The sequence below is a fragment of the Brevibacterium sp. VCM10 genome (assembly GCF_000583215.1).
GTDB classification, from domain to species: domain Bacteria; phylum Actinomycetota; class Actinomycetes; order Actinomycetales; family Brevibacteriaceae; genus Brevibacterium; species Brevibacterium linens.
On sequence record NZ_JAJB01000001.1, the window covers coordinates 1 to 20,207 of the forward strand.

Annotated in this window: 17 protein-coding genes and 2 pseudogenes; 11 read left to right on the plus strand and 8 right to left on the minus strand. The window is 63.6% G+C overall.

Annotated features, from left to right (window positions below):
• Window positions 1-23: 23 nt before the first annotated feature.
• The 3 genes from AD89_RS0100005 to AD89_RS0100015 all read right to left on the minus strand — a co-directional run bounded on the left by AD89_RS0100005 (window position 24) and on the right by AD89_RS0100015 (window position 1,189).
• Window positions 24-521, minus strand: coding sequence for a GNAT family N-acetyltransferase (locus AD89_RS0100005; RefSeq protein WP_025776563.1), 498 nt, complete (start codon window positions 519-521; stop codon window positions 24-26).
• A 64-nt stretch (window positions 522-585) separates the two neighbouring features.
• Entirely contained in the window at window positions 586-759 is a 174-nt protein-coding gene (locus AD89_RS19790) for a hypothetical protein (RefSeq protein WP_155807318.1), read from the minus strand.
• Window positions 760-985: 226 nt separating this feature from the next.
• Window positions 986-1,189: a cold-shock protein gene (locus AD89_RS0100015; RefSeq protein WP_025776564.1), complete on the minus strand. Its 204-nt coding sequence runs from the start codon at window positions 1,187-1,189 to the stop codon at window positions 986-988.
• 546 nt (window positions 1,190-1,735) lie between these two features.
• Between AD89_RS0100015 and AD89_RS0100020 the strand changes: the two genes are divergently transcribed.
• The 7 genes and pseudogenes from AD89_RS0100020 (at window position 1,736) to AD89_RS0100055 (ending at window position 10,744) form a co-directional block, all read left to right on the plus strand.
• The gene (locus AD89_RS0100020; RefSeq protein WP_025776565.1) at window positions 1,736-2,824 is read left to right on the plus strand and encodes an LCP family protein; all 1,089 of its coding nucleotides are present in this window, start codon (window positions 1,736-1,738) and stop codon (window positions 2,822-2,824) included.
• 117 nt (window positions 2,825-2,941) lie between these two features.
• The gene (locus AD89_RS0100025) at window positions 2,942-3,379 is read left to right on the plus strand and encodes a thioredoxin family protein (protein ID WP_025776566.1); all 438 of its coding nucleotides are present in this window, start codon (window positions 2,942-2,944) and stop codon (window positions 3,377-3,379) included.
• 2 nt (window positions 3,380-3,381) lie between these two features.
• Window positions 3,382-4,095 (plus strand): class I SAM-dependent methyltransferase, encoded by a 714-nt coding sequence (locus AD89_RS0100030; RefSeq protein ID WP_035319511.1) that lies wholly within the window; start codon window positions 3,382-3,384, stop codon window positions 4,093-4,095.
• Between the two features lie 177 nt (window positions 4,096-4,272).
• Window positions 4,273-7,458 (plus strand): annotated as a pseudogene (fdnG, locus tag AD89_RS0100040) (formate dehydrogenase-N subunit alpha); the annotation flags it as partial.
• Window positions 7,459-7,853: 395 nt separating this feature from the next.
• Window positions 7,854-8,990: a 4Fe-4S dicluster domain-containing protein gene (locus AD89_RS0100045; protein ID WP_025776570.1), complete on the plus strand. Its 1,137-nt coding sequence runs from the start codon at window positions 7,854-7,856 to the stop codon at window positions 8,988-8,990.
• A complete protein-coding gene (gene nrfD, locus AD89_RS0100050; RefSeq protein WP_025776571.1) occupies window positions 8,987-10,207 on the plus strand; it encodes an NrfD/PsrC family molybdoenzyme membrane anchor subunit in 1,221 nt (406 codons plus the stop codon). Before AD89_RS0100045 ends, nrfD begins: the two co-directional genes overlap by 4 nt.
• 351 nt (window positions 10,208-10,558) lie before the next feature.
• Complete coding sequence (locus AD89_RS0100055) at window positions 10,559-10,744, plus strand: hypothetical protein (RefSeq protein WP_155807319.1); 186 nt, start codon at window positions 10,559-10,561, stop codon at window positions 10,742-10,744.
• A gap of 115 nt (window positions 10,745-10,859) precedes the next feature.
• Here AD89_RS0100055 and AD89_RS0100060 read toward each other — a convergent pair whose 3' ends face one another.
• From AD89_RS0100060 to lhgO, 3 genes and pseudogenes are all read right to left on the minus strand, one after another.
• Complete coding sequence (locus tag AD89_RS0100060; protein WP_155807320.1) at window positions 10,860-11,147, minus strand: hypothetical protein; 288 nt, start codon at window positions 11,145-11,147, stop codon at window positions 10,860-10,862.
• 127 nt (window positions 11,148-11,274) lie between these two features.
• Window positions 11,275-11,859: pseudogene (locus AD89_RS17790) on the minus strand (IS701 family transposase); the annotation flags it as partial.
• Between the two features lie 121 nt (window positions 11,860-11,980).
• The gene (lhgO, locus tag AD89_RS0100070) at window positions 11,981-13,234 is read right to left on the minus strand and encodes an L-2-hydroxyglutarate oxidase (protein ID WP_025776574.1); all 1,254 of its coding nucleotides are present in this window, start codon (window positions 13,232-13,234) and stop codon (window positions 11,981-11,983) included.
• A gap of 55 nt (window positions 13,235-13,289) precedes the next feature.
• Here lhgO and AD89_RS0100075 point away from each other — a divergent pair, with 55 nt between their 5' ends.
• Complete coding sequence (locus AD89_RS0100075) at window positions 13,290-14,006, plus strand: GntR family transcriptional regulator (RefSeq protein ID WP_025776575.1); 717 nt, start codon at window positions 13,290-13,292, stop codon at window positions 14,004-14,006.
• A gap of 55 nt (window positions 14,007-14,061) precedes the next feature.
• On the opposite strand, the gene AD89_RS0100080 is transcribed toward AD89_RS0100075, so the two are convergent.
• Window positions 14,062-15,540: an NAD-dependent succinate-semialdehyde dehydrogenase gene (locus tag AD89_RS0100080; RefSeq protein ID WP_025776576.1), complete on the minus strand. Its 1,479-nt coding sequence runs from the start codon at window positions 15,538-15,540 to the stop codon at window positions 14,062-14,064.
• Between the two features lie 206 nt (window positions 15,541-15,746).
• Between AD89_RS0100080 and AD89_RS0100085 the strand changes: the two genes are divergently transcribed.
• The 3 genes from AD89_RS0100085 (at window position 15,747) to AD89_RS0100095 (ending at window position 18,862) form a co-directional block, all read left to right on the plus strand.
• Complete coding sequence (locus AD89_RS0100085) at window positions 15,747-17,018, plus strand: MFS transporter (RefSeq protein WP_197021686.1); 1,272 nt, start codon at window positions 15,747-15,749, stop codon at window positions 17,016-17,018.
• Between the two features lie 105 nt (window positions 17,019-17,123).
• Window positions 17,124-18,239 carry a zinc-binding dehydrogenase gene (locus AD89_RS0100090; RefSeq protein WP_025776578.1) on the plus strand — a complete coding sequence of 372 codons (1,116 nt, stop codon included), beginning with the start codon at window positions 17,124-17,126 and terminating at the stop codon, window positions 18,237-18,239.
• Between the two features lie 380 nt (window positions 18,240-18,619).
• Entirely contained in the window at window positions 18,620-18,862 is a 243-nt protein-coding gene (locus AD89_RS0100095; protein WP_155807321.1) for a hypothetical protein, read from the plus strand.
• 277 nt (window positions 18,863-19,139) lie between these two features.
• Here AD89_RS0100095 and selD read toward each other — a convergent pair whose 3' ends face one another.
• Window positions 19,140-20,126, minus strand: a complete 987-nt coding sequence (selD, locus tag AD89_RS0100100; RefSeq protein WP_025776580.1) for a selenide, water dikinase SelD — start codon at window positions 20,124-20,126, stop codon at window positions 19,140-19,142.
• Between the last annotated feature and the right edge of the window lie 81 nt (window positions 20,127-20,207).

Consider the following 20,207-nt stretch of genomic DNA (forward strand, 5'->3'; position numbering starts at 1 on the left):
CCGTCAGGTAGCAATTAGGGAGATCACAGGTCCAGTGAGAACACGTCATGGACCGGGGACTTGTGTCGGAGGTCGGGGTTGCGGTGCATTCCGAGCTTCTCGGCCACTCGCTGCGACGGCCGGTTGTCGTGGTGGATGACGGCGACGAGGACGGGACTGACGGCGAGATCACGGGCGTGATCGACGCAGGCCCGCGCCGCCTCGGTGGCGAATCCCTTGCCTTGGGCCGCAGCCTTGACGTGGTAGCCGACCTCGAGGTGAGGGATGCCATTGACGGTCTGCCAGGTGAGGCCGCAGTCGCCGATGAATTCTCCGGTCCGGGTTTCGACGAGCCACAGTCCGAACCCGTGCTCGGCATAGCTGCGCCGGCTCCAGCGGATCCACTCAGCCGCCTCGGTGCGGTCTTTGGGGTGAGGGTAATACTCCATCACTCGCGGATCGCCGAGGAGGGCGGCCATCTCATCGAGATCGTCGTCGGTCATCTCCCGCAGGTGCAGACGAGGAGTGTTGCGGGGCGGCATGAGTTCAGGATAACCGGGCGGGGCGATGTGCCTGGAGCTGCCGGAGTGTTCAGCCAGATCGGCGTCACCGGCGTTCACGGATGACCGCGAGTGTCGTGGCTGTGATCATGAGTACGAGGGCGAAGAACCACAGAAACGCGGCAAAGTCATGGAACGGGGCCGTCTGGGAGCTCAGTATGCAGGCGGCGGCGAGCAGGATGAATGCGACGATCCAACGGGTGAGTACCGAGTGCTTCATCGCTCCTCCATAGTCAGGGTTCACGGTCGTTGGCACCGACTCTAAATAGAGCAAGGGTGCCTGTCAACGCCGGTGACGGCGGCTCAGCAACCTCGCGCCAAGTTGCTGAGCCGCCGTCGGGTAGTAATTGGGGAGGGATGAAAGCGACCCTGCGTTCACACCAAATGGGTGAACGCAGGGTCGCTGGTGAATCTCAGAAGTCTCTAGGTGAGACTCTCAAAGAGTCTCAGAGGCCGCGGACGCGGGTCGCCTGCAGGCCCTTGGAGCCCATCTCCGAGTCGAACTCGACGTTCTGACCCTCGGTGAGCTCGCGGTAGCCGGTGGCTTCGATCGCGGAGAAGTGGGTGAACACGTCAGCCGAACCGTCGTCAGGCTGGATGAATCCGAAACCCTTTTCCGCGTTGAACCATTTCACGGTACCTGTTGCCATAATCTTTGTATCCTTATTTTTTAACTGATGACCGCTGCTGCGATCGTGATGGTCGAACCCAATGCTGGATCCGGCTTTCCCGCTGGCTGGACTGGATCTTCAGACGCAGATCCAACGAAAATCTGTGGGTGAACCGAGGACTCGGAATCGCTGGTGAGGATGAGTTCTCTGATGTGAGGTCTCTGTCTCGGACGAAATCGCGGGGATACTCGGTTTCGATCATGCACTCGAAAGTGCGGACGGAAGTCGTCAAACGACTGAATTGGGAAATCATGAGGGGCGCGGAAGGCAGACACGCGCCGACGGGCAAACACATGGTGACGAGCGAATCTACCTGCTCTTGAGACACCATCTGCTCCGCACATTTCTGCGCGAGAACGATTCCAGCTTAACAGAGTGATCGCTCTGCGGGTGATTCCGGCCGAATGATTTCAGTCGAGAGATGGAACACAGCGATGTGCACTCGCTCGGGCAGGTGTTTAGGATTGGATACATTCCGTTTTGTATGCAATCCGCCGTGACCCCGGATGCAGGAGCACCCGAATCGTGGACAACCGAGAAACACCGCCGCCAGGACCCCGCCGACAGCGACGACTTGCCGCGAAGTACCGGCGCCGGCGCACTTTCGTCGCCGTGGCTGCGGTCCTCATCATCGGCGCTCCCGTGACGATCGCGATGGCGGTGCACAACCTCGGCGCGAATATCACCTCGTCCCCGCTGCGCGCCCACGGCGGCGACGTTCCGGAGAAGCTCACGGATGAGACGAACGTCCTCATCATCGGATCCGATACTCGCGATCTCGACTCGGCGAAGGACGCCTCAGATGATTCGGGCACAGGTGAAGGCGCCAACTCCGGGACCTCCTCGGCGCAAGGTTTCGGCAGTGCCGAGGGTGCGCGCAGCGATGCGATGATCCTCGCTCACGTCGCCGCCGACGGCGGCCGGATCGACGCCGTGCAGATCCCACGTGACACGATTATGGACATTCCCGCCTGCGACGACACCGGCCACGGCGCGTCGGCGGCCACGCACGGGATGATCAATTCGGCCCTCAATGCGGGGCCGGCCTGCTCCGTGTCAGCGGCGGAGGAACTCACCGGGGTGCGCGTCGACCACTTCATCAACGTCGACTTCGACGGATTCTCAGCGATCGTCGACGCGCTCGACGGGATCACCGTCGACCTCGACGAACCTCTCACCGACCCGAAGGCGAACCTCGACCTGCCCGCCGGCCACCAGACGATCGGCGGTGACGACGCCCTCGCCCTGGCCCGGACGCGGCACGCCGTGGGTGATGGCAGCGACATCTCCCGGATGGGCAACCAGCAGATGGTCATGGAGGCCATCATCGACCGCGCCAAGAGCGGCCAAGTCCTCACCCGGCCCGACCGCCTGTACGGATTCCTCGACGCCGTGACCTCGACGATCGGCGTCGACGACGAACTCGACTCGATGCGTTCGCTGGCCTCCCTGGCCACGACGGTGGCTTCCGTGCCCGAGGACGACATCACCTTCGAGATCATGCCCTGGACCGCGGCGCCGGAGGACCCCAACCGAGTGGTCAAATCCGCCGAGGCGGATGCCGTGTTCACCGCCATCATCGACGACGAACCGATCGCGGATCCCGTCGGCTGAATCGGCTCGGGCCGTCTCCGGCTACGGCAGCGCTGGTTGCCCCGGCTGAAGCAGGCAGGGAGTCGTCGATGACCACCGTCCAGTCGATATTCATCCGCGGCTCCTAGACTGGGTCGCATGTCTACTATCGAAATCACGCAAGACAACTTCGAGTCGACCATCAACGACAACGAGATCATCCTCCTCGACTTCTGGGCCGATTGGTGCGGCCCCTGCAAGCAGTTCGCCCCGGTCTACGAGCAGGCCGCCGAGGCCAACCCCGACATCGTCTTCGGCAAGATCGACACCGAAGCCCAGCAGCAGCTGGCCGGACTCTTCTCGATCACCTCCATCCCGACCCTCGTCGCCTTCCGCCAGGGCATCGTCGTCTTCGCCCAGCCCGGCGCGCTCGCCGCCCCGCAGCTCGAACAGGTCATCACCGCCGTCAAGGGACTCGACATGGACGAGGTCCGTGCCGAACTGGCCAAGCAGGAAGCCGCCGCTGCCGCAGAGACCGACGGTGCGGACGGTGCCGCACCCGATTCGATCCCTGCCGATCCGGGCGTCGACAAGTGACCGTGACCAGCAGCAACGATCACACCCACTCAGACGGAACCGACGCAGGCAATACCGGTGCGCCCGATTCCGTGGCCGCCTGGGAAGAGCGCTACGCCGAGGCCGACGACGCCATCTGGTCCGGAAACTCGAACGAGGCCCTCGTTGCCGTCGTCTCCGAGATGACCCCCGGCCGCGTCCTCGACGTCGGCTGCGGTGAAGGCGCTGACATCGTCTGGATGGCCGAGAACGGCTGGGACGCCACCGGCATCGACCTGTCGACCACGGCCATCGACCGTGCCCGCCGGGCCGCCGAATCCCGCGGAGCCACCGCCGAATTCGTTGTCGCCGACGTCTCCACCTGGGAACCGGAGGACCCCGATCGCCGAGGCGGCTTCGACCTCGTCACGGGATCCTTCCTCCACACCCGGTTGCCGGACACCCGCGAAGAGCTCCTCACCCGCGTCGCCGCGCACGTGGCACCGGGCGGGGCACTCCTCCTCGTCTCCCACGCGACGATGCCGCCGTGGGCGGCCGAACACAGCGAGAAGTTCGAGCACGGCATGGACCACCACCATGAGTTGGTCAGCCCGAACGGAGACTTCGCCCTCCTCATCGGCGCCAGCCCTGACCGGTGGGAGATCGAACTCGCCGACACCCGCACCCGAGAAGTGACCTCCCCGTCGGGCGAGCCCGCCGAACTCGAGGACGCAATCCTCCTGGCCCGCCGGGTCTGAACCAGGCGACCTCAACCAGGGGACCCGAACCCGGCACCCAACACCGAGGCGGCTGCGCGGCCGATCATGACCGCGCAGCCGCCTCGGCGAACCGGGGAATTCCCGGCCCCCGAGACCCAATCGAAAACCCGGTCTCACCTGGTGCATTTCCGCCTCGTAAGGGGCTAAGGTGGTGCCATGGCTCGGTTCAGCTTCCTCGAGTGGCCGGTACTCCGGCAGCTGCGCACGTCGGATAAGACGGGACGCGGCGAATCCGTCGTGTCCCAGCAGACCCGGGACACCGCCCCACGCACGGTCACGGCCGACAAGGTTGTCCAATCCGTGTGCCCCTACTGCGCTGTCGGCTGCGGGCAGAAGATCTTCGTCAAGGACGACAAGGTCGTGCAGATCGAAGGCGACCCGGACTCACCGATCTCGCGCGGCCGCCTGTGCCCGAAGGGCGCAGCCAGCGAACAGCTCGTCAACGCCCCCGGTCGTGTCACCGACGTCCTCTACCGGGCCCCGAAGGCCAAGGACTGGACGAAGATCGACCTGTCGACCGCGATCGACATGATCGCCGACCGATTCATCGACGCCCGCCGCAACCACTGGGAAGACGTCGACGACAAATGCCACCCCCTGCGGCGGACGATGGGCATCGCCAGCCTCGGCGGAGCGACGATCGACAACGAGGAGAACTACCTCGCCAAGAAGCTCTACACCGCGGCCGGGGCGATACAGATCGAGAACCAGGCGCGTATTTGACACTCCGCCACCGTTCCCAGTTTGGGAACCTCGTTCGGGCGCGGCGGCGCCACACAACCCGTCCAGGATATGGCGAATGCGGACTGCATCATCATCCAGGGTTCCAATATGGCCGAGTGCCACCCGGTGGGCTTCCAATGGGTGAGCGAGGCCAAGGCCCGGGGTGCCCGCATCATCCACGTCGATCCTCGTTTCACGCGCACCACCGCGATCGCCGACAAGCATGTGCCCATCCGGGCCGGCTCCGACATCGTGCTGCTCGGTGCGCTCATCAACCGTGTGCTCACCGAGGGCCGCTACTTCGCCGAGTACGTGCGCGCCTACACCAACGCCGCGAACCTCATCAGCGACGACTACGTCGACACCGAGGATCTCGACGGACTGTTCTCCGGGTTCGACCCGGACACGAACTCGTACGACAACTCGACGTGGTCGTACCAGACGGATGAGCACGGTGCGCCGCTCAAGGACCCGAGCCTGAAAGACCCGAAGTCGGTCTTCCAGATCCTGCGGTACCACTACTCGCGCTACACGCCCGAGATGGTCGAAGAGAACTGCGGAATCAAACCCGCAGACTTCGACTACCTCTACGAATCGGTGACCGAGAACTCGGGCCGGGAACGGACCACGTGCTTCGCCTACGCGGTCGGCTGGACCCAGCACAGCCTCGGTGCGCAATTCATCCGCACCGCCTCGATCCTCCAGCTGCTGCTGGGCAACATGGGTCGCCCGGGCGGCGGAATCATGGCGCTGCGCGGGCACGCGACGATCCAGGGATCGACCGATATCCCGACCCTGTTCAATCTGCTGCCCGGCTACCTGCCGATGCCCAGCGCCGGAGTCCACGACACCTTCGACGACTATGTCGCCGCCGTCGGCACCCCGGAGACCCACAAGGGCTACTGGGCCAACGGTCGTGCCTACGCCACCAGCCTGCTCAAGGCCTGGTGGGGTGATGCGGCCACGCAGGACAACGACTTCGCCTTCGACTATCTGCCGCGCATCAACGGCGCCCACGGCACCTACCAGACCGCGGTGCGGATGCTCAACGACGGCGTCGACGGCTACTTCCTGCTCGGGCAGAACCCGGCCGTGGGCTCGGCCAACGGGCGCATGCAGCGTATGGCGATGAGCCACTTGAAGTGGATGGTCGTCCGCGACTTCAGCCTCATCGAATCCGCCACCTGGTGGAAGGACGGCCCCGAGATCGAGACCGGGGAGTTGAAGACCGAGGACATCGACACCGAGATGTTCTTCCTGCCGGCGGCCAACCACACGGAGAAGGCCGGCACCTTCACACAGACCCAACGTCTCGTGCAGTGGCGCCACAAGGCCGTCAACCCGCCCGGGGACGCACAGAGCGAACTCGACTTCTTCTTTGAACTCGGCCAAGCCGTGCGCGAGAAGCTGAAGGACTCCGACGACCCCCGAGATCGGCCGCTGCTCGACATGACCTGGGACTACCCGGTCGACGAGGAGGGTGAAGTCGACGCGGAGGCGGTCGTCAAGGAGATCAACGGCTACTTCATCGGCGGCGACCGCGACGGCGAGCCCCTGGACAACTTCAACCAGATGACCGCCGACGGCTCCACCGCCGGAGGCTGCTGGATCTACGCCGGCGTCTATGCCGGTGGCCAGAACATGGCCGCCCGCCGTAAACCACGCAGCGAGCAGGACGAGACCGCCGCCGAATGGGCGTGGGCCTGGCCGGCGAACCGTCGCATCCTGTACAACCGTGCCTCGGCCGCGCCCGACGGAACTCCCTGGTCGGAGCGGAAGAAGTTCGTGTGGTGGGACGACGAGGCCGGGAAGTGGACGGGCAAGGACGTGCCCGACTTCCCGATCGACCGGGCGCCGGCGGCGCGGTCGGACCAGGCCTACGGCGGGCCCGCCCACCTCGACGGCGACGATCCGTTCATCATGCAGGCCGATGGAAAGGGGTGGCTGTTCGCGCCCAGCGGCATGGTCGACGGTCCGATGCCCACGCACTACGAGCCGCAGGAATCGACGGTGTCGAACCCGCTGTATGCGCAGCAGAACAGTCCGACCCGGATGGTTATGCGCCGTGAGGACAACCTGTCCGCCCCCGGTGCCGGGGTGCCCGGATCCGAGGTCTTCCCGTATGTGTTCACGACCTACCGGCTCACCGAGCACCACACCGCCGGAGGCATGTCCCGGTGGCTGCCGTACCTGTCGGAGCTGCAGCCGGAGATGTTCTGCGAGATCTCACCTGAACTCGCCGCCGAGGCGGGGCTCGAACCCTACGGTTGGGCGACCCTGGTTTCCCCGCGGGCGGCGATCGAGGCCCGCGTCCTCGTGACGAAGCGGATGACCCCGCTGACCATCGGCGGGAAGACGGTCCACCAGATCGGCCTGCCCTACCACTGGGGCGTGGGCGGTCAGGGCGCCGTCGTCGAAGGCGATTCCGCCAACGACCTGCTGGGTGTGACGATGGACCCCAACGTCTACATCCAGAACAGCAAGTACGTGGCCGGAACGATCATGCCCGGCCGCCGACCCCGCGGACCCGAACTCGTCGACTTCGTCGAGAAGTACCAACGCGAGGCCGGGCTCAGTCCCGAATCCGGAAACCAGCAGGTCACGGTGTCCGCCGAGGATGTCGCGGCCGCCCATGGCACCGGACAGGGTCGCAGCGCCGGTGGGCACGCTCACAGAGGCGGCGACTCGGCCGTCGGCGTCACCCCGGGCAGGACCTTGGACGGGGGACGGGATGGAGCCTCCGATCGGGACGGCACGACCGCCTCGGCGACGGTCGACAGTGCTGATGATCGCAGCGGTAGGATCACCATCGAACCCACCGAGGCGGCCGAACCCACCGAACCCGCCGAGACGGCGGTGTCGAACCGCGCCGACGACGGGGACCCCAGCGACGGCGATCCCGACCACGGCCGGCACGCCGACGGCAGTGCGATCGCCGAAACCGAGGTGGCCGAAGCGGAGGCTCGCGCCCGCGCGGCTCGGGATCGGCAGGAGAACGAGGAGGAGGACGACTGATGTCGACACCGACGATCGACGACGGCACGTTGGCGGACGGGCACTGGCACGATTCCGCGCACAGCCGCAAGGGATTCTTCACCGACACCTCGATCTGCATCGGCTGCAAGGCCTGCGAAGTCGCGTGCAAGGAGTGGAACAACAACCCGCAGGACGGCACCTTCGAACTGCTCGGTTCCTCGTATGACAACACGGGCAGCCTCGGTGCGAACACGTGGCGTCACGTCGCTTTCATCGAACAGGATTCCGACCGCATCGAGAAGGCTCGCGAGTCCGGGCGCAAGCTCGTCAATCTCGGCATGCCCACGATCCGTCCGCGCACCGATGAGACCGCCGCCGCTCAGCCGCTGGATGGGGCCCTGGGTGCGGCGGCGGAAGGCCGGACCTCTGCCGGACTGCCGACGACTCCTGAACTCGGAGTCGACCTGTTGGCACCGGGTGCCCTGGAGCCGACCGACCCCGATGACTTCACCGGCGTCGATACGACACCCCCGGACACCGCAGACTTCCGGTGGCTGATGTCCTCGGACGTGTGCAAACACTGCACCCACGCCGGCTGCCTCGACGTGTGCCCGACCGGGGCGCTCTTCCGTACCGAATTCGACACCGTCGTCGTCCAGAACGACGTCTGCAACGGTTGCGGCACCTGTGTGGCCGGCTGCCCCTTCGGTGTCATCGAACGCCGCGACGACGGCACGATCAACACCCCCACCGACCGGGACGATCGCAAAGCCGCGGACATGGACGTGCCGGATGCGGGCACGGCGAACAAGTGCACCCTCTGCTATGACCGCCTCGTCGAGGGCCAGGAACCGGCATGTGCCCAGACCTGCCCGACCCAGTCGATCAAGTTCGGCGACCGGGACGACATGGTCGCCCAGGCACATGACCGTGTGGCCGAACTCCATGCGAAGGGGCTGACCGAAGCTCGCCTGTACGGAGCGAACCCGAACGACGGGGTCGGCGGCACCGGGTCCGTGTTCCTCCTCCTCGACGAACCCGAGGTCTACGGCCTGCCGCCGGACCCGCGAGTCGCGACGAAGGACCTGCCGAAGATGTACGCCAACGCCGGGATCGCGGCGCTGGGCATGGTCGCCGCAGCCGGGCTCGCGTTCCTCGGGAGCCGCCGTTCATGAGCACCTCAGAATACGATTCCTACCGCCCACCCGAGCCGGAAGGCGGACGCAGAAAACGTCGCCGAGGCGGCCGTGGAGGTCCCAGCGGACCTGACGGTTCCGGTGGCCGTCGGGGCGGTCGCGGCGGCAACGGTCGTGGCGGCGGGTGGAAGAACCGCGGTGCCGACGGCAACCGTGAGATGCCGATGGTCGAGGACGTCGAGTTCACGTCCTACTACGGTCGACCGATCGTCAAGGCTCCGCCGTGGGGCGATGAGATCGGGACGTACCTGTTCCTCGGCGGACTGGCCGGCGGTTCGTCTCTGCTCGGCTTCGGCGCGCAGCTGACCGACCGGCCGGGTCTGCGCATCGCCTCCCGGATGACTGCAATAGCGGCCACCGGCATCGGCGGTGCCGCTCTCGTGGCCGACCTCGGCAGGCCCGAACGATTCCTCAATATGATGCGCGTCGTCAAAGTGTCGTCGCCGATGAGCCTGGGCACGTGGATCCTCTCGGGCTTCGGTGTCGGATCGGGTGTGACCTTCGCGATCGAACTCGACCGGATCACCGGTGAGAAGCTGCTGCCTCTGGGCTCGCTGCGCAAGGTGCTCCATGCCATGGAGACGCCTGCGGCCGTCGAGTCCGCCTTCTTCGCCACACCGCTGGCCGCATACACGGCCGTGCTTCTGGGGGCGACGGCCGTTCCGACCTGGAACGCCGCCGGCCGCAATGGTCTGCCGTACGTGTTCGTGTCCTCGGCTTCGATGGCCGCCGGAGGTGCCGCGATGGCATTGGCGCCGGTGGCCGAGACCGGCCCGGCCCGACTGCTCGCGCTCGCCGGCACCGCTGGTGAGGCTTATGCGATGTCGGCGATGAGGAAGCGCATGCATCCGGCCGAGGTCGATCCGATGGACGACGGCGAACCGGGTCACAAGCTGCATCGGGCCGAGAAGCTGCTCATCGCCGGAGCCGTCGGCACCGCCGCCGTCGAGGTGGGGGCGCGCGTGTTCGCGAAGAAACTGGGTGGCGGCTGGAAGACGCGTGCTGTTCTGCGCGGACTATCCGTCGTATCCGGTGCAGCCTTGGCGGCCGCCTCGGCGTACACGCGTTTCGGCGTGTTGGAAGCCGGCATCGAATCAACGAAGGACCCCAGGCACGTCGTTGAGCCGCAGCGCGCTCGCCTCGAAGAACGTCGTGCTCGCGGCGTCACCGACGACTCCATCACCACCGGCCGGTAGACGCGCGGAGGTTATCCTTCGGAGCTCGAGTTGCAGGGCGCCGCTCACCGTGAGCAGCTCTCACCGTTCGTGCTATCCCCTCCCGCTGGTGGCACGTCCTACAGTCCGCTAGGCATCAGTCACCGTTCGTGTCGAAACAACCCTCCGCAACGCGATGGTGTGCGAGGACCGGTGAGGGACGCTCGAACTCGCTGCGCGAACCTCCCCTGCGAACGACGATTGGTGCCGAAAAGTGCCTCACGAGACAGCATATTCAGCAAACATACTTGCGAAATGAGGATTGTTGGGTAGCGCGAGAGATCTATGAAGAAGCTACTCAGCGATCGCCATAGCATCAAGCTCGGTGTGTTTGTGGCAGTAGCCTTCCCACTGGTCTACTTCGGGATGAGTTTCCTCGGATGGGGCAACGATTCATTCAATTGGTGGCAGACACTGCTGTTCGGACTCGTCCAAGGCGCCGTCTTCTGGTTCTTCATGGCCAGTTTCCGGCAGTTCCGCGACGAGGACGTCACTCCGAAGCAGTCCGGCCCCCTCTGACCTGTCGAACCATCGCTTCGTAGGCGTCATCGGGCATTCCGGTCATCTCGCGCATCTAGCGCAATGCCGCGAGCTGTTCTTCCTGTGGCAGCGATGAAGTCACCTTCGCGCTCGGCTACCCGGACCGCCGCTGCGCATCGGCCGCTCGTGTCGCTTCGAGATCCTTGGCGAAGGACTGGACCTCGACATAATCGGCGATGATGTAGGCGAGCCGATAAGGTCTCGACCCGTCGTTGCCGGAGACGATGAGCGCGGTCTCAGGGTCCCGTAGGGTGCGCACATCGACCGCCTGGATACCCCAGAACGGGACTTGAGCGCCCTTGACGGGAAACTTCTCCACGTTCTTCTGTTTCCGGGCCTCACGACCGAGGATGCTCAGTCCGTCGGGGAAGAGCACAGCCACTTGATCGCGAACCTCCCTGGTGAGGAGGCCCACCGACACCCTCACGGGTTCGGCGCCTTCAGGAACTGCGAGCCGATAGAGCTCGATCTGATCCTTATCGGGTACATCATTCGCTCTGGTCAGAGCCTCGAGCATTGCCGGGGTCCCCGTATCCGGCGTCGGCACAGATTACCGGCGTCGGGGCCAGCCCAACAGGCGAGTTCGTCGAGCATCTCCAACGCCAGTTCCCAGTTGGGCCGGTGCCGCACCGTGTCCGGGATGGCGGCCTTCGCCCGTCGTGCCGCGGCGTGTTCGGCGTCCTCGTTGGTCTCGGCGCACACATCGTCCCAGGACTCGGGCAAAACAGCCGCGAGCCCAGCGGGCACGACGCGGCATCGGTCGCCGCGTGCACGCTCACCCCGATCTGGCAGTTGGCGACCTTGCCCAGCGACCCGGAGTACTGACGGGCCACCCCCGGGGAGGCCGGCCCGTCCTTGGGGAAACCGGTGTCATCGATCGCCCACGCCTGCGGCTGGACCAACCCGATCGCCTTGGCCGCCAGGCGCCGGCGGACCGGCTCCACGGCCCAGGGCGAGGACGACACGAACTGCTGCAGCTGCTGGTACTCGATCCCAAGCCGCTCTCCCATCGGCTGCATCGACTTGCGCCGGCCCTCCAGCATCAAACCCCGCAGGTACAACCCGCCCTTGGACCGCTGGTCCTTCCGGGACAGCGAGGCGAAGAGCTAGGCCACGAACGACTCCAACTCACCCCGCACCCACTCAATCTCGTCCTGACGCGTGCGGCGAGATTAACAGGACCCGACACAGATTAAAAGACCTAACCAAGTACTACTAGCCGCGACCCCCTTCTCCACGGGAACCATACTTGGTAAAGCGGGGATGGTCGCCGATTGTTTCGACGAGGTGTTCTGCGATTGCAAGTGACGAAGTTGCACCGGGCGAGGGCGCATTGCGCACTAGGGTCGCGCTACCGATGTCCTCGATGACGAAGTCATCGAGGAGGCGGCCATGTCGATCCATGGCTTGTGCGCGGATGCCGCGGGTAATGGGTGTGGATACGGCTCCTTCCAGGCTGGGCACATATGCTGCAGCACCGGCCAGGAACTTCTGACGGGAAAGAACCGCACCGAACTCCTGCACCGCGGCGTGCATATTTTGCCCGGCGAACTTCCAGAAGCCCGGGCTGGCCGCCACGTCGATGCTGTCCTTGAGCCCAATCCGCCAGCCGTTGTAGTTCTCCCGACCAAAAGACAAGAACGCGTTGGGGCCGACGAGCATCTCCCCGTCTACCCGCTTAGTGAGGTGAACCCCTAAGAATGGGTATGCCGGATCCGGCACCGGATACACCAGGCCATTCAGGATGTTTCGATGTTCGGGGGCCAACTGCGAGTACTGGCCAAAGAACGGCACGATCTTAGGATAGGCAGCCCCTCCTGCCAGACGCGCGACTCGGTCGGACTGCAGTCCGGCGCAAGCGATGAGGTGATCAAAGGTGTGGATGCTTTGCTCGCCGTCACGCGCCACGGTTACTGCACAACCCTGTTCCCTATTGGCAATGGAGACGACCTCGGCCCCCAGAATCACGCGCCCCCCAGCGCGCTGGACGTCATCAATGAGCGCGCGCGTGACCGCGGCGTAATCGATAATCGCGGTATGGGGTGAGTGCAGTGCCATTCGGCCGACTGCGTTAGGTTCAACGCTTCGGATGCCTTCGGGACCGAGTAGTTCGACGTCGGGCACACCGTTGGCTAGCGCCTTCTCCTTGATATCCCGCAGTCGGGCTTCTTCCTCCGGTGTTAGTGCCACCACGATCTTGCCGCATTTGTCGAACGGCAAGTTCTTTTCGCCGGCGTAGTCGTGCAATAGGTCAACGCCTCGGCGGCACAGGCGCGCTTTGAGGCTACCGGGTTGATAGTACAGTCCGGCATGGACGACACCTGAGTTGTGTCCAGTCTGGTGGTCAGCCACGGCATCTGCCTTGTCAAGGACGGTGACCTCTGCGCCCGGAAATCGATGGGTGATCTCGCGGGCCACGGCGGCGCCGATGATTCCTGCGCCGATCACCCCGAACGAATATGTGGACATTGTTGGATTGCTCCTTTGAAATAGACTCTGGTGCTGGATTTGGGATACTGGAGGAATGGATACTGTCAGTCGTGGTGTGAGCTTGACCGATCAGGCTGTCGAATCGATCAGGGGCGCCATCATCAAGGGCGACTTGGTCCCTGACCGGCTGTACACCGGTTCAGAGCTGGCTCGCCAGCTGGGCGTGTCTCGTACGCCCATCCGTGAGGCGTTGCAGGTCCTCTCGCGGCGCGGCATGGTCATCATCGAGAAGAATCGCGGGGTGCGCGTGCTCAATACCTCAGTCAAATCATTGATCGAGGTGTTCCAAGTGCGGTTGATGCTCGAGGTTCCGATGTCTCGGCGTGCAACACAGATGAAGACAGACAGTTCCGTGGCGGAGTTCGAGGCCGCCGTGGAGCTGTTTCGTGTCGCGGCGGAGTCGGGCGACCCCGGAGCCGTCCTGCGCGCGGATCGTGACTTCCATCGTGCTTTGCTGGCCGGCGCCGGGAACGACAAGGCGCGGGAGCTGCTCCAGGAGGAGCGCGACTTCGTGCTCAGCACCGGAGTAGGTACGGTCCCCACCTCGCGCACCGCGATGGAGTGCTTTGATGACCACGCCGACATCATCGCCGCATACCGCCGAGGGGACGCCGTGGCCGTCGGCCGTGCCTTATCGCGACACATTGCCAATACCGTCCGAATCTTGATTCGCCAGGAAACGCGGAATCGTCCCGAATTCGGCGAGGTCGACGCCGACGAAGCCATCAATTGGCTGACGGAGCAATGCTGAGTACAACTCCGCCCGCCATGGGCGCCCGCCGTAGACACATTTGTTGCCTCGCAGGTCATACGGTCACCGCGATATATTTTTCGATCTGGTACTCCTCGATGCCGCTGTGACCGCCTTCTTTCCCAAGCCCCGAGGCTTTAATGCCACCGAACGGCGCGGCTGGGTCCGCGACTACCGGACGATTAATGCCAACCATTCCGCTTTCGAGGCGTTCCGCTGCCTGAATTGCCTTGGTGATATCGCGCGTGTAGACGTAGGAAACCAGCCCGAACGGCGTGTTGTTCGCGACCTCAATCGCCTGATCATCGCTTTCCGCTTCGTAGATGGACGCGATCGGCCCGAAGATTTCTTTGGTGGCGAGGGCAGAATCCAAAGAGGCGTTAGCGACCACGGTCGGCGCGAAAAAGAATCCGGCCCGGGGTACGGCCTCGCCGCCTGCTATGACTACTGCACCCTGATCGATGGCATCCTCGAGCAACTTCTGGACATTGTTGCGCTGGTTGCCATCGACAAGGGGTCCCACGTCAACGCCCTCTTCGGTGCCTGGGCCGACTTTGAGTTGGGCGACCTTGGCCAAGAAAGCCTCTCGGAATGCGGGTGCCACCGACTTCTCCACGATGATCCGGTTCGCGGCGACGCACACCTGACCTGCGTTTCGGAACTTCGCTACCGCTGCGCCGGCTGCAGCCTCGACTGGATCAGCATCCGAGAGTACGACGAACGGCCCGTTTCCTCCGAGCTCCATGGAGGAGGTCATCACGTGATCTGCGGCCTGCTTGAGCAGTGTCGTTCCGACTGCGGTCGATCCAGTAAAGCTGACTTTACGCAACGTTGGCCTTGACATAAGGGCCTTCGACTGGCCCGAGGCAGAACTGGTCGTAATGAGGTTGAGTGCTCCCTGGGGAACTCCTGCGTCATGGAGAAGCTGCACAAACATGTGGGTCGAAAGCGGCGTGAGTGCTGCGGGCTTGATGAGCACAGTGCAACCGGCGGCGAGGGCAGCACCGGCTTTGCGCGCACCCATCGACAACGGGAAGTTCCACGGCGTGACGAGATAAGACGGGCCCACCGGCTGGTGAGTGGTGATGATCTTGTAGCCACCGTTGGGGGCGTCACTGTATCCACCCCGCTGCTGGGGGACCTGTTCGGAATACCACTGGATGTAGTCGGCAGAAACCTGTACTTCACCGCGGGCCTCAGCAAGGGGCTTACCCATCTCCAAGGACATGACCCAGGCAATATCCTCCTTACGCTCGAGCAGCAGATCATAGGCGCGACGCAAGATGTTCGAGCGATGACGGGTTGTCGTCGTTCCCCACTCGTTCTGGTCCCTGGTAGCGACCTCAAGGGCCTCCAACGCATCCTCCAGTGACGCGTCTGCCACTGCGACGATGACCGTCTCATCGGCCGGGTTCTGAACATCGAAGGTGTTGCTGTTCGACGCAGAACGCCATTCTCCGCCGATGAAAAGCCCGGTCGGCACATCGATCTGACCGTGGGGCGCGGACAAGGTTGTCCAGTTTGATGGCTTCATGAGGAACGGATCCTTCCAGGATGTCGGTGACGTGAACCGGTACTAGGAACTTAGTGCACGAGAATTGACTTACACGTTACATGCAAGTCATCATAATTGTAATCCAAGTTACAAAGCAGTGACCTCGCGCTAGCGATAGGGAGAGAACAATGACAACGACTAAGCAATCCGAGCGGGCTCGGGTGAGGCGCGTAGCCGGCTCCTCCATGATCGGCACCACTATTGAGTGGTACGACTATTACATCTTCGGCACGGCGGCGGTACTGGTCATCAACGACCAATTCTTCCCGGACCTGTCCCCTGCAGCGGGGACTCTCGCCTCGCTGGCCACATTCTCCGTGGCCTTCATCGCCCGTCCCTTCGGTGGCATCATTTTCGGCCACTTCGGCGACAAGGTCAGTCGTAAGACGATTCTGGTCTGGTCACTAATGCTGATGGGGGTGTCGACGTTCCTGGTGGGCTTCCTGCCCAACTATGCCGCCATCGGTATTTGGGCACCTATTCTTCTCGTGGCCCTGCGCTTCCTTCAGGGCCTCGCAGTGGGCGGCGAATGGGGCGGGGCTGTCCTCATGGCCCTCGAACATGCCCCCCAGAACAAGAAAGCCTTCTACGCTTCCTGGACACAGTCAGGTGTGCCTGCGGCCCTCGTCCTGTCCTCGACGATTTTCCTGTTCATGCAAATGATGGATGAGCCTGCGTTCCACTCTTGGGGCTGGCGCGTTCCGTTCTGGATCTCGGCTGCGCTGATTGTGGTGGGCCTGTTCATCCGTCTGCGCATTACAGAATCGCCTGAGTTCTTGGAGATGAAGGCCGACAAGCGAGAAGTTCGTATCCCCCTGTTCGAACTTCTGCGGACAGCTTGGTGGCCTCTGCTCCTCGGCATCTTCACGCTGGCCTCGCCGAACATCATCTTCTATATTTCCTCGGTCTACCTGCTGAGCTACGGGCCTGATCATGCTGGACTCTCGCGGGATGCCGTGTTTGTGGCCTTGATCGTCGCGTCGTCCCTCGCGGTCTTCACGATTCCGTTGGTGGCCGTCATTGCGGATCGGGTAGGTAAGAAGAAGATCATGCTGACCGGCGCCGTCATGGTGGCGCTCTTCATTTTCCCCGTCTTCTGGTTGGTGGACACCGGTCAGCCTCTGGGCGCCCTCGTGGCGATGATTCTGGCGTTGCCGATTGCTCATGCCACCGCCTATGCCGTTGTCGCCAGCTTCATCCCTGAACTCTTCCAACCGGAGGTGCGTTTCACCGGTTCCTCGCTGGCCTATCAGATCGGAGGCATCGTGACCTCGGCGCCGGCTCCTGTGATCGCCGCGTCCTTGATTCAGAACACAGGCTCGTCGATGTCCATCGCTCTTTATGTCTCCATCGCGGCACTCGTGGGGTTCGTGGCGATCGCATTGAGCCGAAAGCACCAGGAGCCAACCCCTCAGATGTCTACCGAGCCGGCGGTTGGCGGTAGCGTCGGACGCTAGCAGCGTCTGCACCTCCGGCCCGCGGCATCATCCCAAGTCCCTCACAAGAGCCCTACCTGTCCACTAGGACAGATCAGACCCGTACCCGATCAAATGGAGAAGCCTGTGCCTAAAGTTGCTGTTCTCGAAGAAATCAATGGACCCATCACCTTGCAGGACTTTCCGGATCCCCAACCTTCTCCTGGAGGCGCCCTCGTCGAGGTGGCATTAGGAGGAATCTGCGGAACGGACGTCCATCTGCGAACTGGACACCTGAATATCCCGCTGCCCCTGGCGATGGGGCACGAGGCCGTCGGCTGGATTCGGAAGCTAGGCGATGGCCTCACCACAGACGTCGAAGGACAACCCCTTGCGGTGGGCGACCGGGTGGTCTGGGCGAACAATATCCCTTGTGGTTCCTGCCACGAGTGCCTAGTGCTCAAGGAACCGACTCTGTGCTCGAATCGGAAAATCTATGGCATTAATCGTCGTGCATCAGATTTCCCCCACCTGCAGGGGGGTTGGGCCGAGATGATAGTCCTGGAGGCCGGAACAACGATCATCAAGATCCCTGACTCGGTGAGTTTCGAGGAGGTCATCACCTTGGGGTGTGCCGGCCCAACGGCAATCCATGGGGTGGTCGAGAACCTCAAGATTGAACCGGGGTCCGTCGTCGCCGTTCAAGGCGCTGGACCCGTGGGCCTGGCCTCCGCCATGTATGCCAAAGCCATGGGTGCTGCACTTGTCGTGATACTTGGCGGGCCCACCTCTCGCATTGAAATGGCGCTACAAATAGGGGCTGCAGACGCGGGTGTTGATATGGACTCTTACCCGACCGCTCCGGAACGTCTGGACGCGTTCCGACAGCTCACCCCGCATGGCGGAGGGGCAGACGTGGTCATCGAGTGTGCCGGTGTTCCCTCAGCTGTAGCCGAGTCCATCGACCTGGTACGTCCAAATGGGCAGCTATTGGTGCTGGGCCAATACACGGACCATGGGCCCACGCCCATCAACCCGCATCTGATCACCAAAAAGCAACTGAAGGTGTTCGGATCGTGGGGGTTTGCTCCGGCCCACTACGTTAAGTACGTCAAGTCGCTGCCCCAGCTCGTCAAGAACCACGACTTGGCCTCCATCCTCTCCGTCTACCCCCTGGAGGAGATCAACGACGCTCTCGCTGACGTGGCTTCCGGATCAGTCACGAAGGCTGCACTTAGGCCCGGCACCAAGAACGAGGCATGAACCGGTAAAGAAGCACGCACCTCTGCTACTTCGGCGGCCTGAGTTCGGGGAATCTGCCGCCCTTCTGGCAGGTCGTGGGGGCCGGCGATTAGGGTGGACCATGCTCGTAGTAGTCCCGAGAACCGGTCACGTCGTCACCGTAGGGCTGGGTGATGTAGTGCTGGAGTTCGACCAGGGCGGGGGCAGCCCCAAGATGGACGGCACGGCCCGGCCGAGGCCACCTTCGAGTTCCCGGCCTACTCCGGGCGCGGCCGACACCCGGCCCGGGCCAGCTACCGAGACGGCCCGCTCCAGGCCAAGGACCTGACGCTTCCCTCGAAACTGGTGATTTCAGTGGGGGTAGTGTCAGCGCCTTGGCCGGCGGGACAGCCGGTGGCAGCATGGTGCAGCAATTGCGTGAGGATCTGCGGGGTCTCAATCAGCAATTGGAGAATCTCGAAGCTGGGCTCGACCAACAACGCGACCGACTTCGCCTTCGAGGTCTAAGGCTTCAGCAGTTGATCGGCGGATCGCGCGTGGAGAAGAAAGGGTTGGAGCGATTGGCTACGTCGATGAAAAGTCTCGAGGCCTCCCGCCGGGCCGTCGAAGAGGCGCACAAAGCGATGGCAAATCTTCAGCTCTGAACTTGCCCACGTTTCGCAATGGTGAGATTAGAAGTTGAAACCGTCATCCAGTACGGCTTTTGCGGGCTCAGAGAGTGTAGAACTGGCCTGAAAACACCGGACCCGAGTAAATACTGGACGATGCAGAGGATCCTAGTGCTTTTATAAACGTGCAATACGGCGAGGCTATGGAAGTCAATGCCGTTGCTTGACAGCGTTTCCAAGTCCAGCTTGTTCGGCTGAACGGTGTTTAGGAATGCAATCACGTGGTGTTTAGGCCCGGCTCCAGCCTTAGCCCTCACCGCACGTGCACGCCCGAACCGGCGACGATCTTGCCGATGACCGGGTGTCCGGGCAGCTCGCCGACGACGAGCAGGCCGCCCGAGGTCTGCGCATCGGCCAGAAGCAGCAGGTCGTCCTCGCTCACGCCGTCGTCCGCAGTCAGATGCGGCCGCACCCAGTCGAGGTTTCTCCTGGTCCCACCGGATACATAACCGTCAGCGATCGACTCATCGACACCGTCGAGGCGCGGAACGGCAGACGTATCGATGACCGCTCCGACTCCGGAGGCTCGGGCCATTCTGAACAGGTGCCCGAGCAGACCGAAACCGGTGACATCCGTAGCCGCCCGCACACCTGCCGCCACGGCCGCGCGTGAGGCTTCGGCATTGAGCGCGGTCATCGTGGCGATGGCTTCGTCGAATCGATCCCCCGTGACCTTGTGCCGGTTGTTGAGGATCCCCACCCCGATCGGCTTCGTCAATGTCAGGGGAAGCCCCGCCTCGGCGGCATCATTGCGCATGAGCTCATCCGGGTGGGCCACACCGGTCACGGCCATGCCGTACTTCGGTTCGGGATCGTCGATCGAATGTCCGCCGGCGACAGGGCAGTTCGCCTGGCCCGCAACGTCGAGTCCGCCGCGCAGAACCTCGGTGAGCAGCTCCATCGGCAGCTTCTCCCGCGGCCACCCGACGAGGTTGATCGCCGTGACCGGAGTCCCGCCCATCGCATAGATGTCGGAGAGCGCGTTGGCCGCGGCGATCCGACCCCAGTCGTAGGCATCGTCGACGACGGGAGTGAAGAAGTCCGCCGTCGAGAGCACCGCGAGATCGTCTCGGACCCGCACCGCCGAGGCATCATCGCCGTCATCGAGGCCGACGAGGACGTCTGGACCGGACTGACCGACCAGCCCGCGCACCGCATCCTCGAGCTCGCCCGGCGGGATCTTGCAGGCGCATCCTCCACCGTGGGCGAACGAGGTCAGACGGTCCTGAATCGCAGTCATACTCGGAGACTAACACTCACATGACGAGACCGTCACCAGGTCCGATGGGCGTGCACCTCGAGAAGAGCGACCTGCTCCGCG